The organism is Cohnella phaseoli (genome assembly GCF_003386235.1).
In the GTDB taxonomy this organism is placed as follows: domain Bacteria; phylum Bacillota; class Bacilli; order Paenibacillales; family Paenibacillaceae; genus Cohnella; species Cohnella phaseoli.
Genome location: NZ_QRDZ01000009.1, coordinates 180,828 through 196,836 on the forward strand (window position 1 = coordinate 180,828; position 16,009 = coordinate 196,836).

The 16,009-nt window shown below is 53.7% G+C and carries 17 protein-coding genes; 12 read left to right on the forward strand and 5 right to left on the reverse strand.

The genetic code is table 11. The annotated features are described in order from the left end of the window. Positions 1 to 3: 3 nt before the first annotated feature. From DFP98_RS13695 to DFP98_RS13715, 5 genes are all read left to right on the forward strand, one after another. The gene (locus DFP98_RS13695) at positions 4 to 771 is read left to right on the forward strand and encodes a DeoR/GlpR family DNA-binding transcription regulator (RefSeq protein WP_116061159.1); all 768 of its coding nucleotides are present in this window, start codon (positions 4 to 6) and stop codon (positions 769 to 771) included. Positions 772 to 944: 173 nt separating this feature from the next. Further along, positions 945 to 1,667, forward strand: coding sequence for a (Fe-S)-binding protein (locus tag DFP98_RS13700; RefSeq protein WP_116061160.1), 723 nt, complete (start codon positions 945 to 947; stop codon positions 1,665 to 1,667). Between the two features lies 1 nt (position 1,668). Then, positions 1,669 to 3,192 carry a LutB/LldF family L-lactate oxidation iron-sulfur protein gene (locus DFP98_RS13705; RefSeq protein WP_116061161.1) on the forward strand — a complete coding sequence of 508 codons (1,524 nt, stop codon included), beginning with the start codon at positions 1,669 to 1,671 and terminating at the stop codon, positions 3,190 to 3,192. Continuing rightward, complete coding sequence (locus DFP98_RS13710) at positions 3,179 to 3,910, forward strand: LutC/YkgG family protein (RefSeq protein WP_116061162.1); 732 nt, start codon at positions 3,179 to 3,181, stop codon at positions 3,908 to 3,910. Before DFP98_RS13705 ends, DFP98_RS13710 begins: the two co-directional genes overlap by 14 nt. Positions 3,911 to 3,929: 19 nt before the next feature. Then, a complete protein-coding gene (locus DFP98_RS13715; RefSeq protein ID WP_116061163.1) occupies positions 3,930 to 4,637 on the forward strand; it encodes a FadR/GntR family transcriptional regulator in 708 nt (235 codons plus the stop codon). 20 nt (positions 4,638 to 4,657) lie between these two features. Here the strand turns inward: DFP98_RS13715 and DFP98_RS13720 are convergent, their stop codons facing one another. Continuing rightward, positions 4,658 to 5,638, reverse strand: a complete 981-nt coding sequence (locus DFP98_RS13720) for an alpha/beta fold hydrolase (protein WP_116061164.1) — start codon at positions 5,636 to 5,638, stop codon at positions 4,658 to 4,660. Between the two features lie 80 nt (positions 5,639 to 5,718). Further along, entirely contained in the window at positions 5,719 to 6,510 is a 792-nt protein-coding gene (locus DFP98_RS13725) for a TetR/AcrR family transcriptional regulator (protein WP_116061165.1), read from the reverse strand. 216 nt (positions 6,511 to 6,726) lie between these two features. Between DFP98_RS13725 and DFP98_RS13730 the strand changes: the two genes are divergently transcribed. After that, the gene (locus tag DFP98_RS13730) at positions 6,727 to 6,933 is read left to right on the forward strand and encodes a hypothetical protein (protein ID WP_116061166.1); all 207 of its coding nucleotides are present in this window, start codon (positions 6,727 to 6,729) and stop codon (positions 6,931 to 6,933) included. Here the strand turns inward: DFP98_RS13730 and DFP98_RS13735 are convergent. Beyond that, entirely contained in the window at positions 6,930 to 7,169 is a 240-nt protein-coding gene (locus DFP98_RS13735; RefSeq protein WP_116061167.1) for a hypothetical protein, read from the reverse strand. The genes DFP98_RS13730 and DFP98_RS13735 overlap by 4 nt on opposite strands. Before the next feature lie 182 nt (positions 7,170 to 7,351). On the opposite strand from DFP98_RS13735, the gene DFP98_RS13740 reads away from it, so the two are divergent. From DFP98_RS13740 to DFP98_RS13765, 6 genes are all read left to right on the forward strand, one after another. After that, the gene (locus tag DFP98_RS13740; RefSeq protein ID WP_116061168.1) at positions 7,352 to 8,128 is read left to right on the forward strand and encodes a CPBP family intramembrane glutamic endopeptidase; all 777 of its coding nucleotides are present in this window, start codon (positions 7,352 to 7,354) and stop codon (positions 8,126 to 8,128) included. Between the two features lie 32 nt (positions 8,129 to 8,160). Continuing rightward, the gene (locus tag DFP98_RS13745; protein ID WP_116061169.1) at positions 8,161 to 9,321 is read left to right on the forward strand and encodes a sensor histidine kinase; all 1,161 of its coding nucleotides are present in this window, start codon (positions 8,161 to 8,163) and stop codon (positions 9,319 to 9,321) included. After that, the gene (locus DFP98_RS13750) at positions 9,321 to 9,989 is read left to right on the forward strand and encodes a response regulator transcription factor (protein WP_116061170.1); all 669 of its coding nucleotides are present in this window, start codon (positions 9,321 to 9,323) and stop codon (positions 9,987 to 9,989) included. Before DFP98_RS13745 ends, DFP98_RS13750 begins: the two co-directional genes overlap by 1 nt. A 153-nt stretch (positions 9,990 to 10,142) precedes the next feature. Then, entirely contained in the window at positions 10,143 to 11,174 is a 1,032-nt protein-coding gene (locus DFP98_RS13755) for an ABC transporter substrate-binding protein (RefSeq protein ID WP_116061171.1), read from the forward strand. Positions 11,175 to 11,177: 3 nt separating this feature from the next. Next, positions 11,178 to 11,927 (forward strand): ferric iron reductase, encoded by a 750-nt coding sequence (locus tag DFP98_RS13760; RefSeq protein ID WP_116061172.1) that lies wholly within the window; start codon positions 11,178 to 11,180, stop codon positions 11,925 to 11,927. A 213-nt stretch (positions 11,928 to 12,140) separates the two neighbouring features. Continuing rightward, a complete protein-coding gene (locus tag DFP98_RS13765) occupies positions 12,141 to 13,880 on the forward strand; it encodes a helix-turn-helix domain-containing protein (RefSeq protein ID WP_220377094.1) in 1,740 nt (579 codons plus the stop codon). Between the two features lie 86 nt (positions 13,881 to 13,966). On the opposite strand, the gene DFP98_RS13770 is transcribed toward DFP98_RS13765, so the two are convergent. Then, the gene (locus tag DFP98_RS13770) at positions 13,967 to 15,445 is read right to left on the reverse strand and encodes a M81 family metallopeptidase (protein WP_116061174.1); all 1,479 of its coding nucleotides are present in this window, start codon (positions 15,443 to 15,445) and stop codon (positions 13,967 to 13,969) included. After that, entirely contained in the window at positions 15,446 to 15,838 is a 393-nt protein-coding gene (locus DFP98_RS13775; RefSeq protein WP_116061175.1) for a RidA family protein, read from the reverse strand. Positions 15,839 to 16,009: the final 171 nt, after the last annotated feature.

Genomic DNA, 16,009 nt, shown 5'->3' on the forward strand with positions numbered 1-16,009 from the left:
CACATGCTGGTTGCGGAGCGATATGAGAAAATTGTAGGCTTGGTCAACGAAAGAGGAAGCATCCGGGTATCCGAGCTGAGCGAGCTGTGCCAGGTAACGGAGGAGACGATCCGCCGCGATCTGGACCGGCTCGAACGAGCGGGTCGGTTGCGCCGCTCTCACGGAGGCGCGGTCAGCGTCAAGGAGACGACCGCGCTGCATCCGGAAATTCCTTATGCCGTGCGCGAAATTACGAACGCGGACGAGAAGAAGCGGATCGCCTTGGAGGCGATCAAGCGCATCTCGCCGAACGACCGCATTTTGCTGGACGCCAGCTCGACCGCTTGGTATATGGCGGCCGACGTGCCCGACATCGACCTGACCGTGCTGACCAATTCGATTAAAGTCGCGACGGAGCTTAGCAACAAGGAGAAGATCCAGGTCATCTCCACGGGCGGCATTCTCGCCCAGCGTTCCTTGTCGTTCGTAGGTCCCTTGGCGGAGCGCTCCTTGGATGCCTACCACGTCGATAAAGTGTTTCTCTCTTGCAAGGGAGTGCATCTGGAGCGCGGCATCAGCGAGTCCAACGAGCTGCAGGCCCGGATCAAGGAGCGGATGATCGGCATGGCGGACGAGGTCATTCTGCTCGCCGACTCCAGTAAATTTGGCGTACAGGCGTTTACTCATGTCGCCGATCTGTCGGAGGTCGATATGATCATTACCGACAGACGGATGCCTGCAGAAACGATCGAGCAATTGGAAGGCCGTGGGATCGCCGTCGTTACGGTGTAGCGCGCGGCTCGCAAACAAGCGGTTCCTGTCATAGACGCGCACTCGCTTCTCGGCAATAGGTGGAGGCGAGTGCGTTCTTAGGAACGCTTTTTCCTTATGAAAATCATTCTCAACTTGTCTGACAACCTGATAACCTGATAATATAAAAATAGAAGCGAAAGGGGTGCGGCACATTGAAGGTTTCTCTGTTTATTACTTGCTTGAGCGACGCGATCTTCCCGCGGGTCGGGGAGGCGATGATCCGCCTGCTGGCACGGTACGGGGTTACGCTGGAGTTCCCCCCGGTTCAGACGTGCTGCGGCCAGCCCGCATTTAACAGCGGCTATTGGAACGAAGCGAGAACGACTGCCCGCACGATTATCGAAGCCTTCGAAGACAGCGACTTCGTGATTGCGCCGTCCGGCTCCTGCACGGGCATGATCCATCATTATCCGAAGCTGTTCGAGAACGATCCGAGTATGCTGGACAGGGCGCTGGCGCTGCAAAGCAAGACGTATGAATTCACCCAATTCCTCGTTAATGTGCTAGGCGTGACAGACGTTGGCGCGACGTTCCGGCATAAAGTAACGTATCATCCTTCCTGCCACGGAACTCGCCTGATGGGCATCAAGGATGAGCCGATGGCGCTGATGAGTCGCGTACAAGGACTCGAATTCGTTCCGCTTCCGCACGCGGAGGACTGCTGCGGCTTCGGTGGGACGTTCGCGGTCAAAATGTCGGATATTTCCGGCGCGATGGTCAACGAGAAGAGCGATCACGTCAAGGAAACGGAAGCGGAAGTGCTGGTCGGACTGGACATGGCCTGTCTCATGAATATCGCGGGCAATTTGCGTTATCGCAACGAGCCGGTCAGAGTGATGCATTTGGCCGAGCTGCTGTATGAAGGGGTGAAATAAGATGAGCCACGGACCTAAAGGCGGGGCAACGGTTAAAGAACGCGCGGAGCTGGCGCTGAACAACGACTTCCTGCGCAAGGCCGTCAAATTCACGACCGAACGGCTGAAGAACGGCAAGCTGAAGGCGACGGAGGAGCACGGCAATTGGGAGGATTGGCGCGAACGGGGCCGACAAATCCGGCTTCATACGATCGCTCACCTCGATTATTATTTGAACCTGTTCGTGGAGAACGCGCGCGCGAACGGCGTTCATGTGCATTTTGCCGAAACCGCGAAGGAAGCGGTCGATATTTCTATGGCGATTGCCGAAAGGGTAAGCGCCAAAACCGTCGTCAAATCGAAGTCGATGGTATCGGAGGAGCTGCATCTTAATGCGGCGCTGGAAAAAATCGGCGTAGAAGCGATCGAAACCGACCTTGGCGAATACATCATTCAACTGGCCGACGAGCCGCCGTCGCACATTATTATCCCCGCCATTCATAAAAATCGCTATCAGATTGCCGAGCTTCTGTCCGAGGATGCGGGAGAGAAGCTGGAGGCGGATACGAAAATATTGGCCGGTTATGTGCGCAGACGGCTTCGTTCAAAGTTCCTCGAAGCCGATATCGGCATGACGGGCTGCAACTTCGCGATCGCCGAGACCGGTTCGATGGTGCTGTTCGAGAACGAGGGCAACGCCCGGATGGTGACGACGCTGCCGAAGACGCAAATTACGCTGATGGGCATGGAACGGATCATTCCGTCATGGGCCGATCTCGAAGTGATGGCGACGCTGCTGCCTCGTTCGGCGACCGGACAGAAGCTGACGATGTACATGTCGGGCATCACGGGGCCAAGACGCTCCGAGGACGCCGACGGACCGGACGAAATGCACATTATTATCGTCGATAACGGACGCTCGCTGCAACTCGGAGATCCCGAATTCCAGGAGCTGCTGAACTGCATCCGCTGCGGCGCCTGCTTGAACGCCTGCCCGGTTTACCGGCATATCGGCGGCCACGCTTACGGCGGAACGTACAGCGGCCCGATCGGCGCCGTGCTGACGCCGTCGCTCCAAAAAAATATCGCCGAATGGGACGATATCGCCAACGCTTCCAGCTTGTGCGGAGCTTGCTACGAGGCTTGCCCCGTGAAGATTCCGCTTCACGAGATGCTGATCTACCTGCGCAGGCGCAAGGTAGAAGCCGGACATAGCAACAAGCTGGAGGATGCGGGAATGAAAGGCTTCGCAACGCTGTTCTCGAAGTCCGGGCGGATGAGCACGGTGCTGAAGCTCGGCAAGATCGGGCAGAAGTTCGTCGCTCGCGATGGAGGCATCCGTCTCAAGATCGGACCGCTCAAAGGCTGGAATACGTACCGGGTTACCCCGACGCTGCCGAAGAAGAGCTTCCGCCAGCAGTGGGCAACGCTGGATGCAGAAATCCGCGCAGGTCTTCAGGAGATGTCACCGGACGTCAAGCAGCTAATGGAGCAGGCGGTTTCGAATCGCAAGAAAGGGGGGACGCACGGTCATGGACACGGTTAAAACGCAGGAGCAGTGGCTGAGGGAGATGGAAGAGAAGTCTCGGGCTAAGCAAAGTCAATTTATCGGCAATATCTCCTCCAAGCTGAGACGTCCGATGGTGGCCGAAGCGCCGCAGCATCCGTTTCGCGGATCGCCGGATTTCTGGAACGTCTACGAATGGAACGAGCAGGAACGCATCGAACGGTTTACGGAAAATTTCAAAAGCGTGGGCGGTCACGTAGAACGGCTATCGTCGATGGAAGACGTGCAGCAGTTTGTTACGGACAAAGCAAGCGAGCTCGGAGCGAAGTATATCATTCGTCAGAACGAGCCGGAGCTTGCCGCGCTAGGATTGGAGCAGCGTCTGCCAGAGGCTAAAATCTCGGTCTGGAACACCGACGCCGAGGAAAACTGGAAGGCGCGTTCGGCTGAAGCCGACATTGGCGTCGTGCTGGTCGATCATGCGGCGGCATACACTAGCTCGATGGTTGTGCTGTCCTCCAAGGACAAGGGGCGCTCCGTTAGCTTGCTGCCGACCGTGCTAATCGCGATTATTCCGCTTGATCGTCTGAAGACGAGGCTCGGCGAAGTGATGTCAACGTTCGACGAAGGCGGGCGAGAAAGCCTGCCTGCGGGCATTCATTTTATATCCGGTCCGAGCCGATCGTCGGATATTGAGAACGACTTGACGATCGGCGTGCACGGTCCGGGCATCGTATACGCGCTGCTCGTCGGTTGAGCGGGAGGCATGCAGGCGAATGGCGATAACCCGGTTAACGAAACGGAATCATTACGAGGAGATCAAGGATCAGCTCATGGGGATGATTCTGGACGGCAGATTCAAGGTCGGCGATAAGCTGCCGTCGACGAAGGAAATGTCGGAAAGCTTCGGCGTGGGCCGTTCGACGACTCGCGAAGCGCTAAGCGCGCTCAAGGCGATGGGACTCATCGAGATCCGACAAGGCGGCGGCTGCCGAGTGATTCGCAACGCTCCGGCCGAAGCGGCCGTTCCCGAGCTAGATTCGCTCCGGCTAAACCGCAGCACTCTGCTGGAGCTGCTAGAAGCGCGGCAGTCGCTGGAAGTGTCCAATGCCGCCATCGCTGCCGTCAAGCGGACTGACGCCGATATGGCCGAATTCGAAGCGTTGATGCACGCGATGGAACAGACGGTCGGACAGGAGCTGGAAGGGGAACGCACGGACGTTCTGTTCCATCTCACGTTGGCCAAGGCGACGCACAATTCGATTATGGTTCGATTGTTCGAATCGATCGTCGGTCAGCTGGAAGCTGCGATTCGCGACATCCGCAGAGTCGAAATCTACTCCAATCAACGGGTGGCCGAACAGCTCTACCGGGAGCATTCCGCGATCTACGAGTCTGTCCGTCTACGCGATCCGGAGCGGGCCGCTCAGACGATGAAGCGCCACTTGGAGCATGTAGAGAACATTTTGACGAAATATATTTGATCGCTGAAGCCGTCCCTTGCTTATCTCAAAGATGAAGGCCGCTTTGTTTTTTCCAGGGGACCAGGCTTGGAACTGACCAGTCTATGAACGAGACTTGCCACCAGTTCCGGATGATTCTGCGGAATCATATGGGCAACTTCGGGGAGCAGGACGAGCTCCGCGTGCGGGAGGTCCCGTTTTAGCCGCTCCGCCTGGGCTGCGACGTCGAACGGATCGTCTTCTCCAACCGCAAATACAACGGGAAGCTTGATGCTGCCGTAATCGAGGCTGAACTTGGACGCTGCCGGGGGGAAGGCCAGGATGTCCTCGCGGTTGGCTCTGAATTGTTTGGGTCGAAGCCACAGCGCGTGCACGTCTTCCCGATAACCGGCAGGAATCGGCTCCGGAGCGAAGGTTTGCCGCAGCATTCCGTCCGTCATCCGTATGCCAAGAGGACTGCGCAACAAAGTGTGAAGCAGCAGGCTTCCGATGATCGGCATCGTCGCCAAGCGGGAAACCGGGTCTCCGTTCTCCGCGGGATAGCCTTCCTTGTACATTGCCGCGCTCAAAGCGACGATCCCCGTCACGTCATCAGGAAACTGCAGGGCGTAAGTGAGAACGAGGACTCCGCTCCAGGAGTGTCCGACCAGAATGGGCCGATCAACCCCCAGTTGCTTCAAGGCAGCATGAATCAGTTCGGCTTGCCGGTCCACGGACACCGGGCCGGCCGGTCTGCCGCTGTGACCGTAACCCGGGCGGTCCAAGGCGATCGCCCGGTAACCTTGCCCTGCAACGATCTCCGCCGCGCGTTCGAAATCGCGGCAGGACAGAATGCCGCCGTGAAGAAAAACGACAGGGCGACCGGCTCCCCGACTGATATAGTGCAGCCGAATTCCCTCGACTTCCACGAAGCGGCCGGCGGGGGGATGCTTCGCTTCGTCTTTCTTGACCCGATAGTTGCTATATCCCCACATGCCTGTACCAGACCCAATAATGAGCGCCAACAAGCTTAACCACCACATGCTCCATCTCTCCTTTTGCGATATTTACATACTCATAAGTATGTTTCGCTGAAACAAAAACCCGTAAAGCTACGGGCTGTTTACGTTCGAGCGTTGTCCGCGCCGATACCTTGCCACAGCATCCGGGAGATTTCTGCAGATACCTGTTCGAACGAAACCTGGTTGGGCGCGATCAGCCACATCAACACGACTCCGTTGATGAGCGAATGGAGCGCTATGGCCAAGCCCTGAGGATTAGCGTTAACCGCAATCTTTCGGCTGCGCTGCATCTCCTCCAGCATAGCTGTAGTCCCTTGGAGCAGCGTGGTAAAAGCGTCGGCCAGCTTGTCGCGAATGCGAGGCTCGCGAGCGCCTGAGACGAACTCGAAGAACAGGGCGGGGCGTTCCCCCTTATCCTCCTCGCATGCCTTAAATTCCGCCTCCAGTATCCGTCTGAACGACTCGATCGGATTCACTGAGCTCACTACTTCCTGGGCCTGCTTCGGAAGACCGGACAGCAGACGGTTCAAGCTGCTCTCGCACAGAGCGAGGAAGAGGTCGTTTTTGCTGGCGAAGTGCCAATAAACGGCTCCCTTAGTCATGCCCGCGTCGTGAGCGACAAGATCGAGAGAGGCCCCGTTGAATCCATGTCGGGCGAAAACTCGTCTGGCCGACTCCATAATTTTCGTTCGCGTGTCGGCCTTCAACGGTTCGTCTTCGTCATGATTCCGCGCCAAAAAAGCCTTTAACGCTTCTTTGCTGCCGAAAAATCTCTGAATCGTCGTCCAATGCAGCCCTGTCTCCCGGGCAAGATCCGCAAAGGTGATCTTGTCCTTCGGCAGTCGGCTGCTTAACCGATTCACGGCTTCCAAAATCCGTTCGGATGATCTCAACTCGCGCACACCTCTGCATTATTTTATGCTTGGAACATACTGGATAGTATGTGATAACTATATTTCTAGCATGCAAAGATGTCAAGAGACTCGCGCGGTTTGACTTCATAAATGTTACCATCGACGAACGGGCAACCTTTCTACGATCAGTGCGTCTATTAGCGTACAAAAGGACAAGAACGGCTGCTCACGGGAGGCGGCGGTGGAGGAATACGGATGAAAAAAGCGCGTGCGATAGTCATGATAGGTTTAGTTGCTTTGGCGTTGGCGTTGGCAGGGTGTCAAGCGGCATCGCCCGAGCAGGGGGGCAGGGGGCGTCTCATCGGAGACGAGCCGATGGTTCAGAAGGCGGTCGTCGTCGGGCAAGCGGATAATAAGGATATGGGGACGGCCGAATGCTGGACATCTTTACGCGCTTTTTAGAGGCGAGGTGAGGAGGGGCTGGAACGCAGCGGGCATTCCAGATGCGGGCAGTCGTCGCTCTCGCGCCTCCTTCTCCCGTATCCGAATAGTTTCCGAAGCCAGACCGCGCCGTTACGGCGCGATCTGCCTTGTTCCCGCTCTGCTTCACGAGCCGAGCGCGCCAATTCGAGCTCGCAGATCAACTGCTCCATCTCCGCTTGACGAATATCGTTCAATTCTTTCAGATGGTTTAACATATGGTTCACTCCTTGCTCTCAGTTATGGCTTCATTATGCTGGAGAGAAAAGAGGAATAAAAGTGAACAGTTTTTATTTTCAATTTCACCTTTTCGCTTTTATGACGATCGTCAATTATCATATGACGGTCTTTTTTATTATGGTTATAGCATAATAAAAGCGTCGTAGGAGGAGTTGGAAGAGTGAGTAACGAAACAGAAGTAAAGCAATACAGCGTTAGTAAAATAATAGGCTTATGGGCATTGGTAGCTTTGCCGATGGCTTTCTTCCGATTCGTGTTGATGCCGCTTTTGGCGCCGGTCGTCAGCATTCATCCCGGCATTCTGTATTGGCTGTTTATGATTCTCGGCATGATCTGGCAGTTCGCGCTATCCGTCTTGATTCTGAGAAGAGAGTTAGGCCGATTGACTTGGCGGAAGCTCCAAAAGCGATTATGGCTGAATCATCCCGTGCATCCGAAAACGAAGAGAACCTACAAGCTCGCGTATTCATTTACGATTCCGATCATCCTTTACGCTTTTTTCTTTGAAAGCTCGGGCTTGTTTTCGTTTATGGAAGAGGCGGTTAACCGGCTGTTCCCTGCGTTGGCACCCAAGAGCTATACGTTGATTGAAAATTTGGCGACTCCCGAATTTGAGGGCGCCTGGTACTTGCTTGGCATCGCGCTTATCAGTTGTTTGTTTAATTACTTGCTGGGGGAAGAGCTGTTTTTCCGCGGAGTGCTGCTGCCGCAAATGAGGGGAGCATTCGGAAAATGGGATTGGGCAATGAACAACGTATTGTTTGCTGCCTATCACCTTCATAAAATTTCGGAAATCCCGTTATTCCTCGTCGGATCGCTCTTCTACGGCTTCTTAAACGTCAAATACCGCAGCTTCTGGCCGTCCGTCATCATTCACGGGGTGGAAGCCATCCCGCTGCTGGCGGCTGTCGCTGCAGTTGTTCTAGGCTTGATCTGAAGCCATTTACCGTTACAGGATGTGTGAGACTCATGCAGATTACAACCGTTCAAACGCTTAGCGATACAAAACTATCGAAGGTCTTTTTTTACGGGTTGTCGTGCGCTTACGTGGTTTTGCTGTTGCTTTACGTTGCCCTCTCGCAAGCGAAGGGGGCCGCGATCGTTGGCGTGCTAATCGCGCTATATTTCGCCAGACATTGGGAGCGCGTATTGAATCATCCCAAGTATCATCCGATCGCAGTCGTCTCTCCATTGGCCGAAATCGTCATTCTGTTCGTATTGTTTCTGCAAAGCGGGACAGGGATCGAGACGATCGTTTTCGTTCTTTTCGCGGCGGATATCATTCTTCATTACAAGTCGTGGTACGCGGTTCCTTTTGCCTATGGCGGATTTGTGACCTATTTGGTGCTGTGGCCCAAGGACGGCTCGGACCTGTGGCAGCATGCATTCGATCTGCTGAGCTACTCCTGTCTGGTCATTCCGATCTGGAGCACAAAGCTTCTGCTTAATCAAAGGGATATGAATTTTCGGTTAAACGAAGCGCTGCTGCAGGAAGCGAAAATGCGGGAGGAGATGGCGGCCTTAAAAGAAAGAACTCGGATCGCGGAAGAAGTCCATGATACGGTGGGACACAATTTGACGACAGCGATAGTTGCTCTGGAGGGCGCAGGCCTGCTATTCGACCAACGCCCGGAGGAGGCCCGCCAGAAAATCCGCGTCGCGCGCGAGCAATTAAAGCAGGGGCTCGGCAACATCCGCCAGGTCGTCAAAACGTTGAAAGCAACGGATGGGATTGCCGGCGGACTGGGTCTGGAGCAAGGGATTCGCACCCTCATTATCGATACCGAGAAGCAGACTGGCGTTCGCTTTCATTTGGGTTACGAGGTGAAGTCTGCGCTGATTTCTCTTCAAGAGTATGTAATGATTAATGTCGTTAAGGAATCGATCACCAATGCGCTTAAACATGGCCGGGCCAGCGTAATCGAGATTGTCGTGGTGGAGAGACAGGAGACGATTCATATGAACGTTAAGGACAATGGGCAAGGGAGCGCTTCGATCGTTTACGGCTTTGGCCTGAAATCGATGGAGGGAAAAATCGAGGCGGTCGGCGGACAATTCAGCGTGCAAAGCGAACCCGGTAAGGGGTTTGAGCTTCATATCCGAATGCCGATCGCAAAGGGGGACGGGTAATGGACGGAGCGGCGGAAATCAGCGTTATGTTAGTGGACGATCAGAAAATATTGCTTGAAGGGCTGGAGACGTTGATCTCGTTGCGCTCGAACATCAAGATCGTCGGGACGGCGCAATCCGGCGAAGAAGCGTTGGAACGGCTTCGCGAGGTCGTTCCGGACGTTATTCTGATGGATATTCGCATGCCGGGCATGGGGGGCGTGAAAGCGACAGAAGCGATACTGGAGCGCTACCCTCACGTGATCATTCTCATTCTGACGACATTCGACGACGACGCTTATATTATAGAAGCGTTAAGCAACGGGGCTTCCGGGTATTTGCTTAAAGATATCGACGGGGAGAAGCTGGTGCAGGCGATCCACGAAGCGCTGTCCGGCAATTTGCTATTGACCGGGAAAGTGGCGAATAAGCTTGCGCTTAACATCCGCAAACAAAACAAGCGGTTGGGCCAACTCGGCGAGGAGCTTGAGTTCTCGACGAGGGAGCTTGATCTTGCCAGGCTGCTGGTGAGGGGACACAATGCCAAGGAAATGGCCGAAAAGCTGTTTTTGACGCAGGGTACGGTCAAAAACTATTTAAGCGACATCTATGCCAAGATCGGTACCAATGACCGCGCCAAAGCGGTCCTGATATTGGAGCGGTATTTATCCGCATCCGACGGCAAGTAAAAAGGGCGACGATGCAGAGGATACCCGTTCAGATTGTCGCAAAATTACAAGCGGTCTGTCGCGAACTTTCATTCGAATTGAGCCGAAAACCAAGTAAAATTAGCTACGACAATGAGAATCATTATCACAAACTTTAAAAAAGGGGATTAGAAAGTGAAAAGATTTCGTAAATCGGCTCAATTCGCAATAGGGTTCATTTGTTTGGCGCTTTTACTGACGGCGTGCGGTTCGGGGAGTAACGAAGGCAAGAACGAAAGCTCTCCAAGCACGATCCCGGCGGCATCTCCGTCTTCTTCGCCAACCGAGGCTCAGAGCGCTCCTCCCGCATCTGAAGATAAAGGCGCTTTTCCCGTGACTATTACGCACATGAAGGGCGAATATACACTCGAGAAAAAACCTGAGGTTATTGCAGTTCTGGATACTAAGTTCGTCGACCAGTTGATTGCGTTGAATGAACAGCCGGCAGGAAGCGTCACGGCCGCCGGCTCCGATACCGATTTCCCGGAATATTTGAGCGATCGGTTAGAGAACGTGAAAGTATTGGGCACGCGCGATGAGCCTAATCTGGAAGCATTGGTGGCGCTTGGCCCGGATTTGATTCTGATGACGGACTTCCAAGAGAAGGTGTACGACAGCGTTAGCAAAATCGCGCCGACTCTGGTGTTGGATTTCTATGAGGATTGGCGCGCGACGTTGGAGACGATGGGGAAAATAACCGGCAAGCAAGCGGAGGCGCAGACGGTTCAGCAAGCCTATGAGGAGAAAACCGCAAAATTGAAGCAACAGCTTGCCGACAAACTGGGGGATGACACGGTAGCGCTGATTCGTCCAAGAACGGAAGGGATTCGCGTTCATACTTCCCAGCATCGCACGGGCTCGATTCTCTATACGGATCTGGGCTTAAAGGTTCCTGAATCTGTAGCGGCAGTAGACGACACGGCTTATGAGATTTCACTGGAGGCCGTTCCCGAGATCGGCGCCGACCATTATTTCTTGTTGTCGGATGCCATGTTCGCGGAAGCAGTCAAGGAACTGGAAAGCACGAAGGTATGGAGCTCCTTGGAACCTGTGAAGAGCAATCGGGTGTATCGGATTGACAGTACCTTGTGGATTGCCTATTACGGGCCGATCGCGAACAATCTGATTGTCGATCAGGCCGCGGCCGCTCTGTTGGGGCAGCCGTAAGAGATGGATCCTTTTTTGACCTCGGATACTTGGCAAGAACTGTCCGGCGACTACAGCTTGAAGATGGGGGATGCTCCATCGTCCTGCGTCAAAACGCTGGCTTTAAGCGAGTTGCTTATAGAGGAGCCGTGCAGAGCGTATTTGGAGTGGCTTAAGGAACATATCGGTTCTCCGAGCCTTAGCGTTGCTTCCTCCATGCTGGTGAAAAGGGTGGCCTATCTGCTCGTCGCTCCGATTCTCAGCGCTATGACCTACTACGATAAAGGGATTAAGGTTGAGCTGGACCAATGCCGACTTTTTCATCCGAATGCTTCGGCTGCCGGTACCGCTTTTCCGTTTATGGCCCTGTCCGATGTCCAGGTTACGGCACCCGAAGTCGGGAAGAGAGACGCATGGCGGGCAGAGGTCGTCAGACAATTATTCGTCGAAAGTCTGAGTCCGATCATTAAAAGATTAGCCGCAGCAGGCTCGGTATCGAAGGCGATTTTGTGGGAAAACGTAATGGCGCGCATCAATCCGGTGTATGTACACCACGAAGCTCAAGAGGGAGAGCAATGGCGGCGAATGCAGGACGATTTCCACTTTATAACGATAGGCTCTTCGGGCGAGCAGTTCGGGATGAGGAGAAATCCGCTCAGCTCTTTTACGGAGCTGGATGCAGAACATCGCATTACGGGGCGAAGCAAGCGTCTGACTTGCTGTCTCTATTATCAAATGGCGCCCGAATATTGCTTAAAGTGCCCCAAACCATAATTAGCTGTAACCGGCAGTCCGGCGTTGTTCTCTACAACAGCCGGACTGTTTTTTCAACGAAACGGAGTTGATAAATTGACCATACGATTACCGGTTCGGACTATAGCGCATAGGAATTGACTGTGAGAATCGTTATCAATTAGAATGATAGAAGAGAACAAAAGGCTAAGATAGAACGATTCCATAATGAAACTCGGTTTGGAGATGTGGGAGATGGAGCTGCTGCAACAGTTGTCGCTATGGAACGATACCGCAATCAGATTGCTTGACGTTCAACGGCTAAGCGTGCTGCCGGGCAACGATCTGCGCAATTATAGCTTGCCTGCAAACCTGCTGTTTTTTACGCGTAACGGTCACGGAAAACTGCTAGTAGACGGGACTTCTTATACGGTTGCTCCCTTTTTTGTGTGCCACGCAGGCAAGGATGCCGTTATCAATCTTGCGGCGACTGCGGAGCCGATTGAATATATTGCGATTTATTATAGCGCCGAGCTGCTGCATTCTGCCGCAAGAGACCCGGCTTTTCGCTATGAGGAACGCCATGCGCTGCAGCTTTCGTTCGGATTCAGTCCGGCCAAGCGCTTGTCGCATCATCAGATTGTGGAGCAAATCGAGCACAAGTGGAGCGCAAGACAAGGACTTGAAAGCTTCCATGCCCATGCGCTTCTTCAAAGCCTTCTCTACGAGCTGCTGAAGCAGCTGCAGACGGAAGGCTATCAAACGCCTACAGAGGCGGTTAGTCTTGTTGCGAAACATATTGACGCGAACTACAACAAGCCGTTAAAGCTGGAAACGATGGCGGAGCTTGTGCACTGCAGCTCAAGGCAGCTGCAGAGGTGGTTCAAGCAACAGAAGCAGCTCGGACCGATGGAGTATGTCATTAAGGTCAGAATGGATCACGCGGCACAGCTGCTTCAGCATACTTCGGCAACCGTTCAGGAAATCGCCTTAAGCGTCGGATACCGCGATATGTACTATTTCAGCAATGCTTTTAAGAAATATTACGGAACGGCGCCGCAGGATTACCGCCGAGCTGCCGCTGCTATTCAAGTGCATGCCTTGCCAGCTTCAGCAGCCCGCGACGGAGCCGTATCCAGCTATAGAGCAAACGACGGGTTGGTCGTTAGACACGCCAAAGGGGAGCTTCGTTTACAGAGGTCGCCAAAACGCATTGCCGTGCTTGATGTTCAATATGCGGATCAGTTGATTACGCTGAATGAATTGCCAGCAGGCAGCGTGGGGATTGGAGGCTCGGTGATCAGCTGTTTTCCCGATTATTTGCAGATCCGCTTAGGGCAGTTCAGAGCGCTGGGAACGTGCGAGCAGCCCGATCTGGAGGCCATTGCCTCGCTGCAGCCCGATCTCATTGTATGCACGCAGATGCATGAGGAGCTTTATGGACAGTTAAGCCGGCTTGCCCCAACCTTGATGTTCCATCGAAACGAGGATTGGCGCAAAATGCTGAGCCTATTCGGCGATCTTACAGGCAAGCGGCATGAGGCGGACAAAATGCTGCAGGAGTACCGCGACAAGACGGCGCGATTGTCGGACAAGCTGGCCGCTAAGCTGCAGGGCCAGCGCGTAGCGCTCATTCGGCCGCGCGACACGTTTATTCGTCTTCATACGGTCATTCATCGCACGGGGGCCATCTTATATGAGGATTTGGGACTGCCCGCGCCGTTTTTTATTGCCGGGGATTTCGTGTCCGATACCGCATACCACATTTCGCTGGAGTCGTTGCCCGAAGTAAACGCCAATCATTATTTTCTGCTTAGCAACGAGATGTTTAAGGAGCGGGTAAGCGACATGCAGCGCAGCGTCGTATGGAATTCGTTAAGCGCAGTGAAGAAGCGGCATGTCTATACGGTGGACGCGTCGAGCTGGATCGGCTCTTATGGTCCGATGGGGATTAACCGTATCGTCGATGATGTGGCTCAATCTTTGCTAGCGTAGGCTCGACGGAAGTGCAAAAAAACGATCGCGGTACACATCGTACGCAGCAATCGTTTTTTTGTTGGACGGTATTGTCGATGATTCGATCATACTCGAACGTGACTAGGGACTTCGTCGAACGGATAAAGCGGTCTGTTCAGATGCTTATATTCAAAATGATGCAAATTAGCGCTGCAGCACCCGGGAGAATCGACGTAGATCGTCTTTTTGGCTATAGAGCCGAAAGCCGTTTGCCAAGCGATCGCCGATTTGGCGACGATAATCTTATACTGTTCGGCGACGATTCCGGCATATTTGATATGCCCGATATCCCAAGGGGCGACGCGTTTCTCCGTCAGCACGATCGTAAGGTTTCCGCTCTCCACAACGGCGGTCTGTCCCATATCGGCCATATGTCCGGTCATATAAGCGCCAAGATGACGGTACTTGCCGTCGAACAATAGTCTGATTTTGCCGCTCACCTCGACAGGTTTGCCGTGGAGTCGGTCGCTTTTACCGCCGATTTGTCCGGTGAACGAAGCTCCGACGCCAAGACGAAAAGCCTCATTGACCGCTTCAACATCACGAATGACAATTAAGGCGCTCTCTTGAACAGACACGAGCTGTTCCAGCACAAACGTAGCATCGGCAGGAGCTCCTCCGCCCACGTTATCCGAACCTTCCACCAGAATGACGGGGCCTTCCTGCTCCGCCAGAGCTGCCGCGACCGCTTCCTTGGGCGGCAATTGCTCGATTGCAAAAGATTCTTTTCTATCTACAGCCATCCGTGCAAGCTCTGCCGCAAGTTGGTCCGCAAGCCGCTGATCGTTGTTCGTGGTCACGATAAAGGTCATGCCGGCATCGGCCACATCGCTATAGGGGAATCCGCCTATGACCGTTACGTTTAGAACGCGAGGGTCTTCCTCCAGCTTGAAAGCGCGCTCCATAATCAGCTTCATGCTACCTTCCTCAGTCATCATCGCCTGCGGCACAATCAGCATGCCCGTATGTTTGCTGCTGCGAGTCGGGGTTATTTGGCCTCCGATCGTATCCGCAAGCAGGCCGAACGCTTCCACAGCTCTTTCGTACATATCGACATGCGGATAGGTATCGTAGCCCACGATAATATCTGCGAGGCGCGTCATATCTTCGCTGACATTAGCGTGCAGATCAAGCGTCATGGCAATCGGGAAGCGATCGCCGACCTTGGCGCGCAAGCGTCGAAGACATTCGCCTTCGAAGTCCGGGTACTGCTCGGAGACCATCGCTCCATGCATAATCAACACTAATCCGTCTATTTCTTGCGGCAGCGTTCGCAGCAAATCGTCGATTAATTTATCCGCTGTTTCCGCTTCAATCATGCCGCTAGGAGTTGTGGATGTATAGAGTCCGACTTTAAGCTCTGCGCCATGCTGCACCGCAGCGTCTATAACGCCGCCCATAGAGGTACGGGTATGCAAATAGCGTCGTTCGAACTCCTCGTTTGTCACGCTTCGCTCATTGTTGAAATGCTCAAGAAGAGTCAGTCCCGGGGCAAATGTATTCGTTTCATGCAAAAGTCCGGAGACGGCGATGCGTAATGCCATTTAAGCTTCACCCCGTATGGATGGCGCAAAAGCAACGGCCTCGATTTCAACCAAGTATTGACCGATTCCGCATTGAATCGAGGAGCGGGCAGGGTAGGGTTGTTTGAACATTTCGGAGTAGATGCGGTTATAGCCGGCGAAATCCTCCGGCTTGCTTACAAAAGCATTCACTTTAATAACATGATCCAAAGTCAGTCCCGCCGCCTGCAAAATGATCTCGATGTTGCGCAAACATTGCGCGGTCTGTTCTTCAATCGTATCTCCGACGATCTCGCGCGTCTGCGGATCGACGCCAACTTGTCCGGACACATAAACGAAATCGCCTGCGCGCAGAGCTTGCGAGAAAGGAAGCGGAAATAATGGTGCTTGATCCGTATGAATTTGTTGGGACATGGGTCATAGACTCCTTTACGAATGGGATGAATGCTGTCGACTAATAGCTTGCAACAGGTCGTTTCGATGAATAAAACCTTGGTTTCATTTAATGTAGCATGATGGTTTAAACTTGTAAATGCTTTAATTGTAAGAAGCTGTCCAGAGGCGTATCGTAAGGTACATGTATGA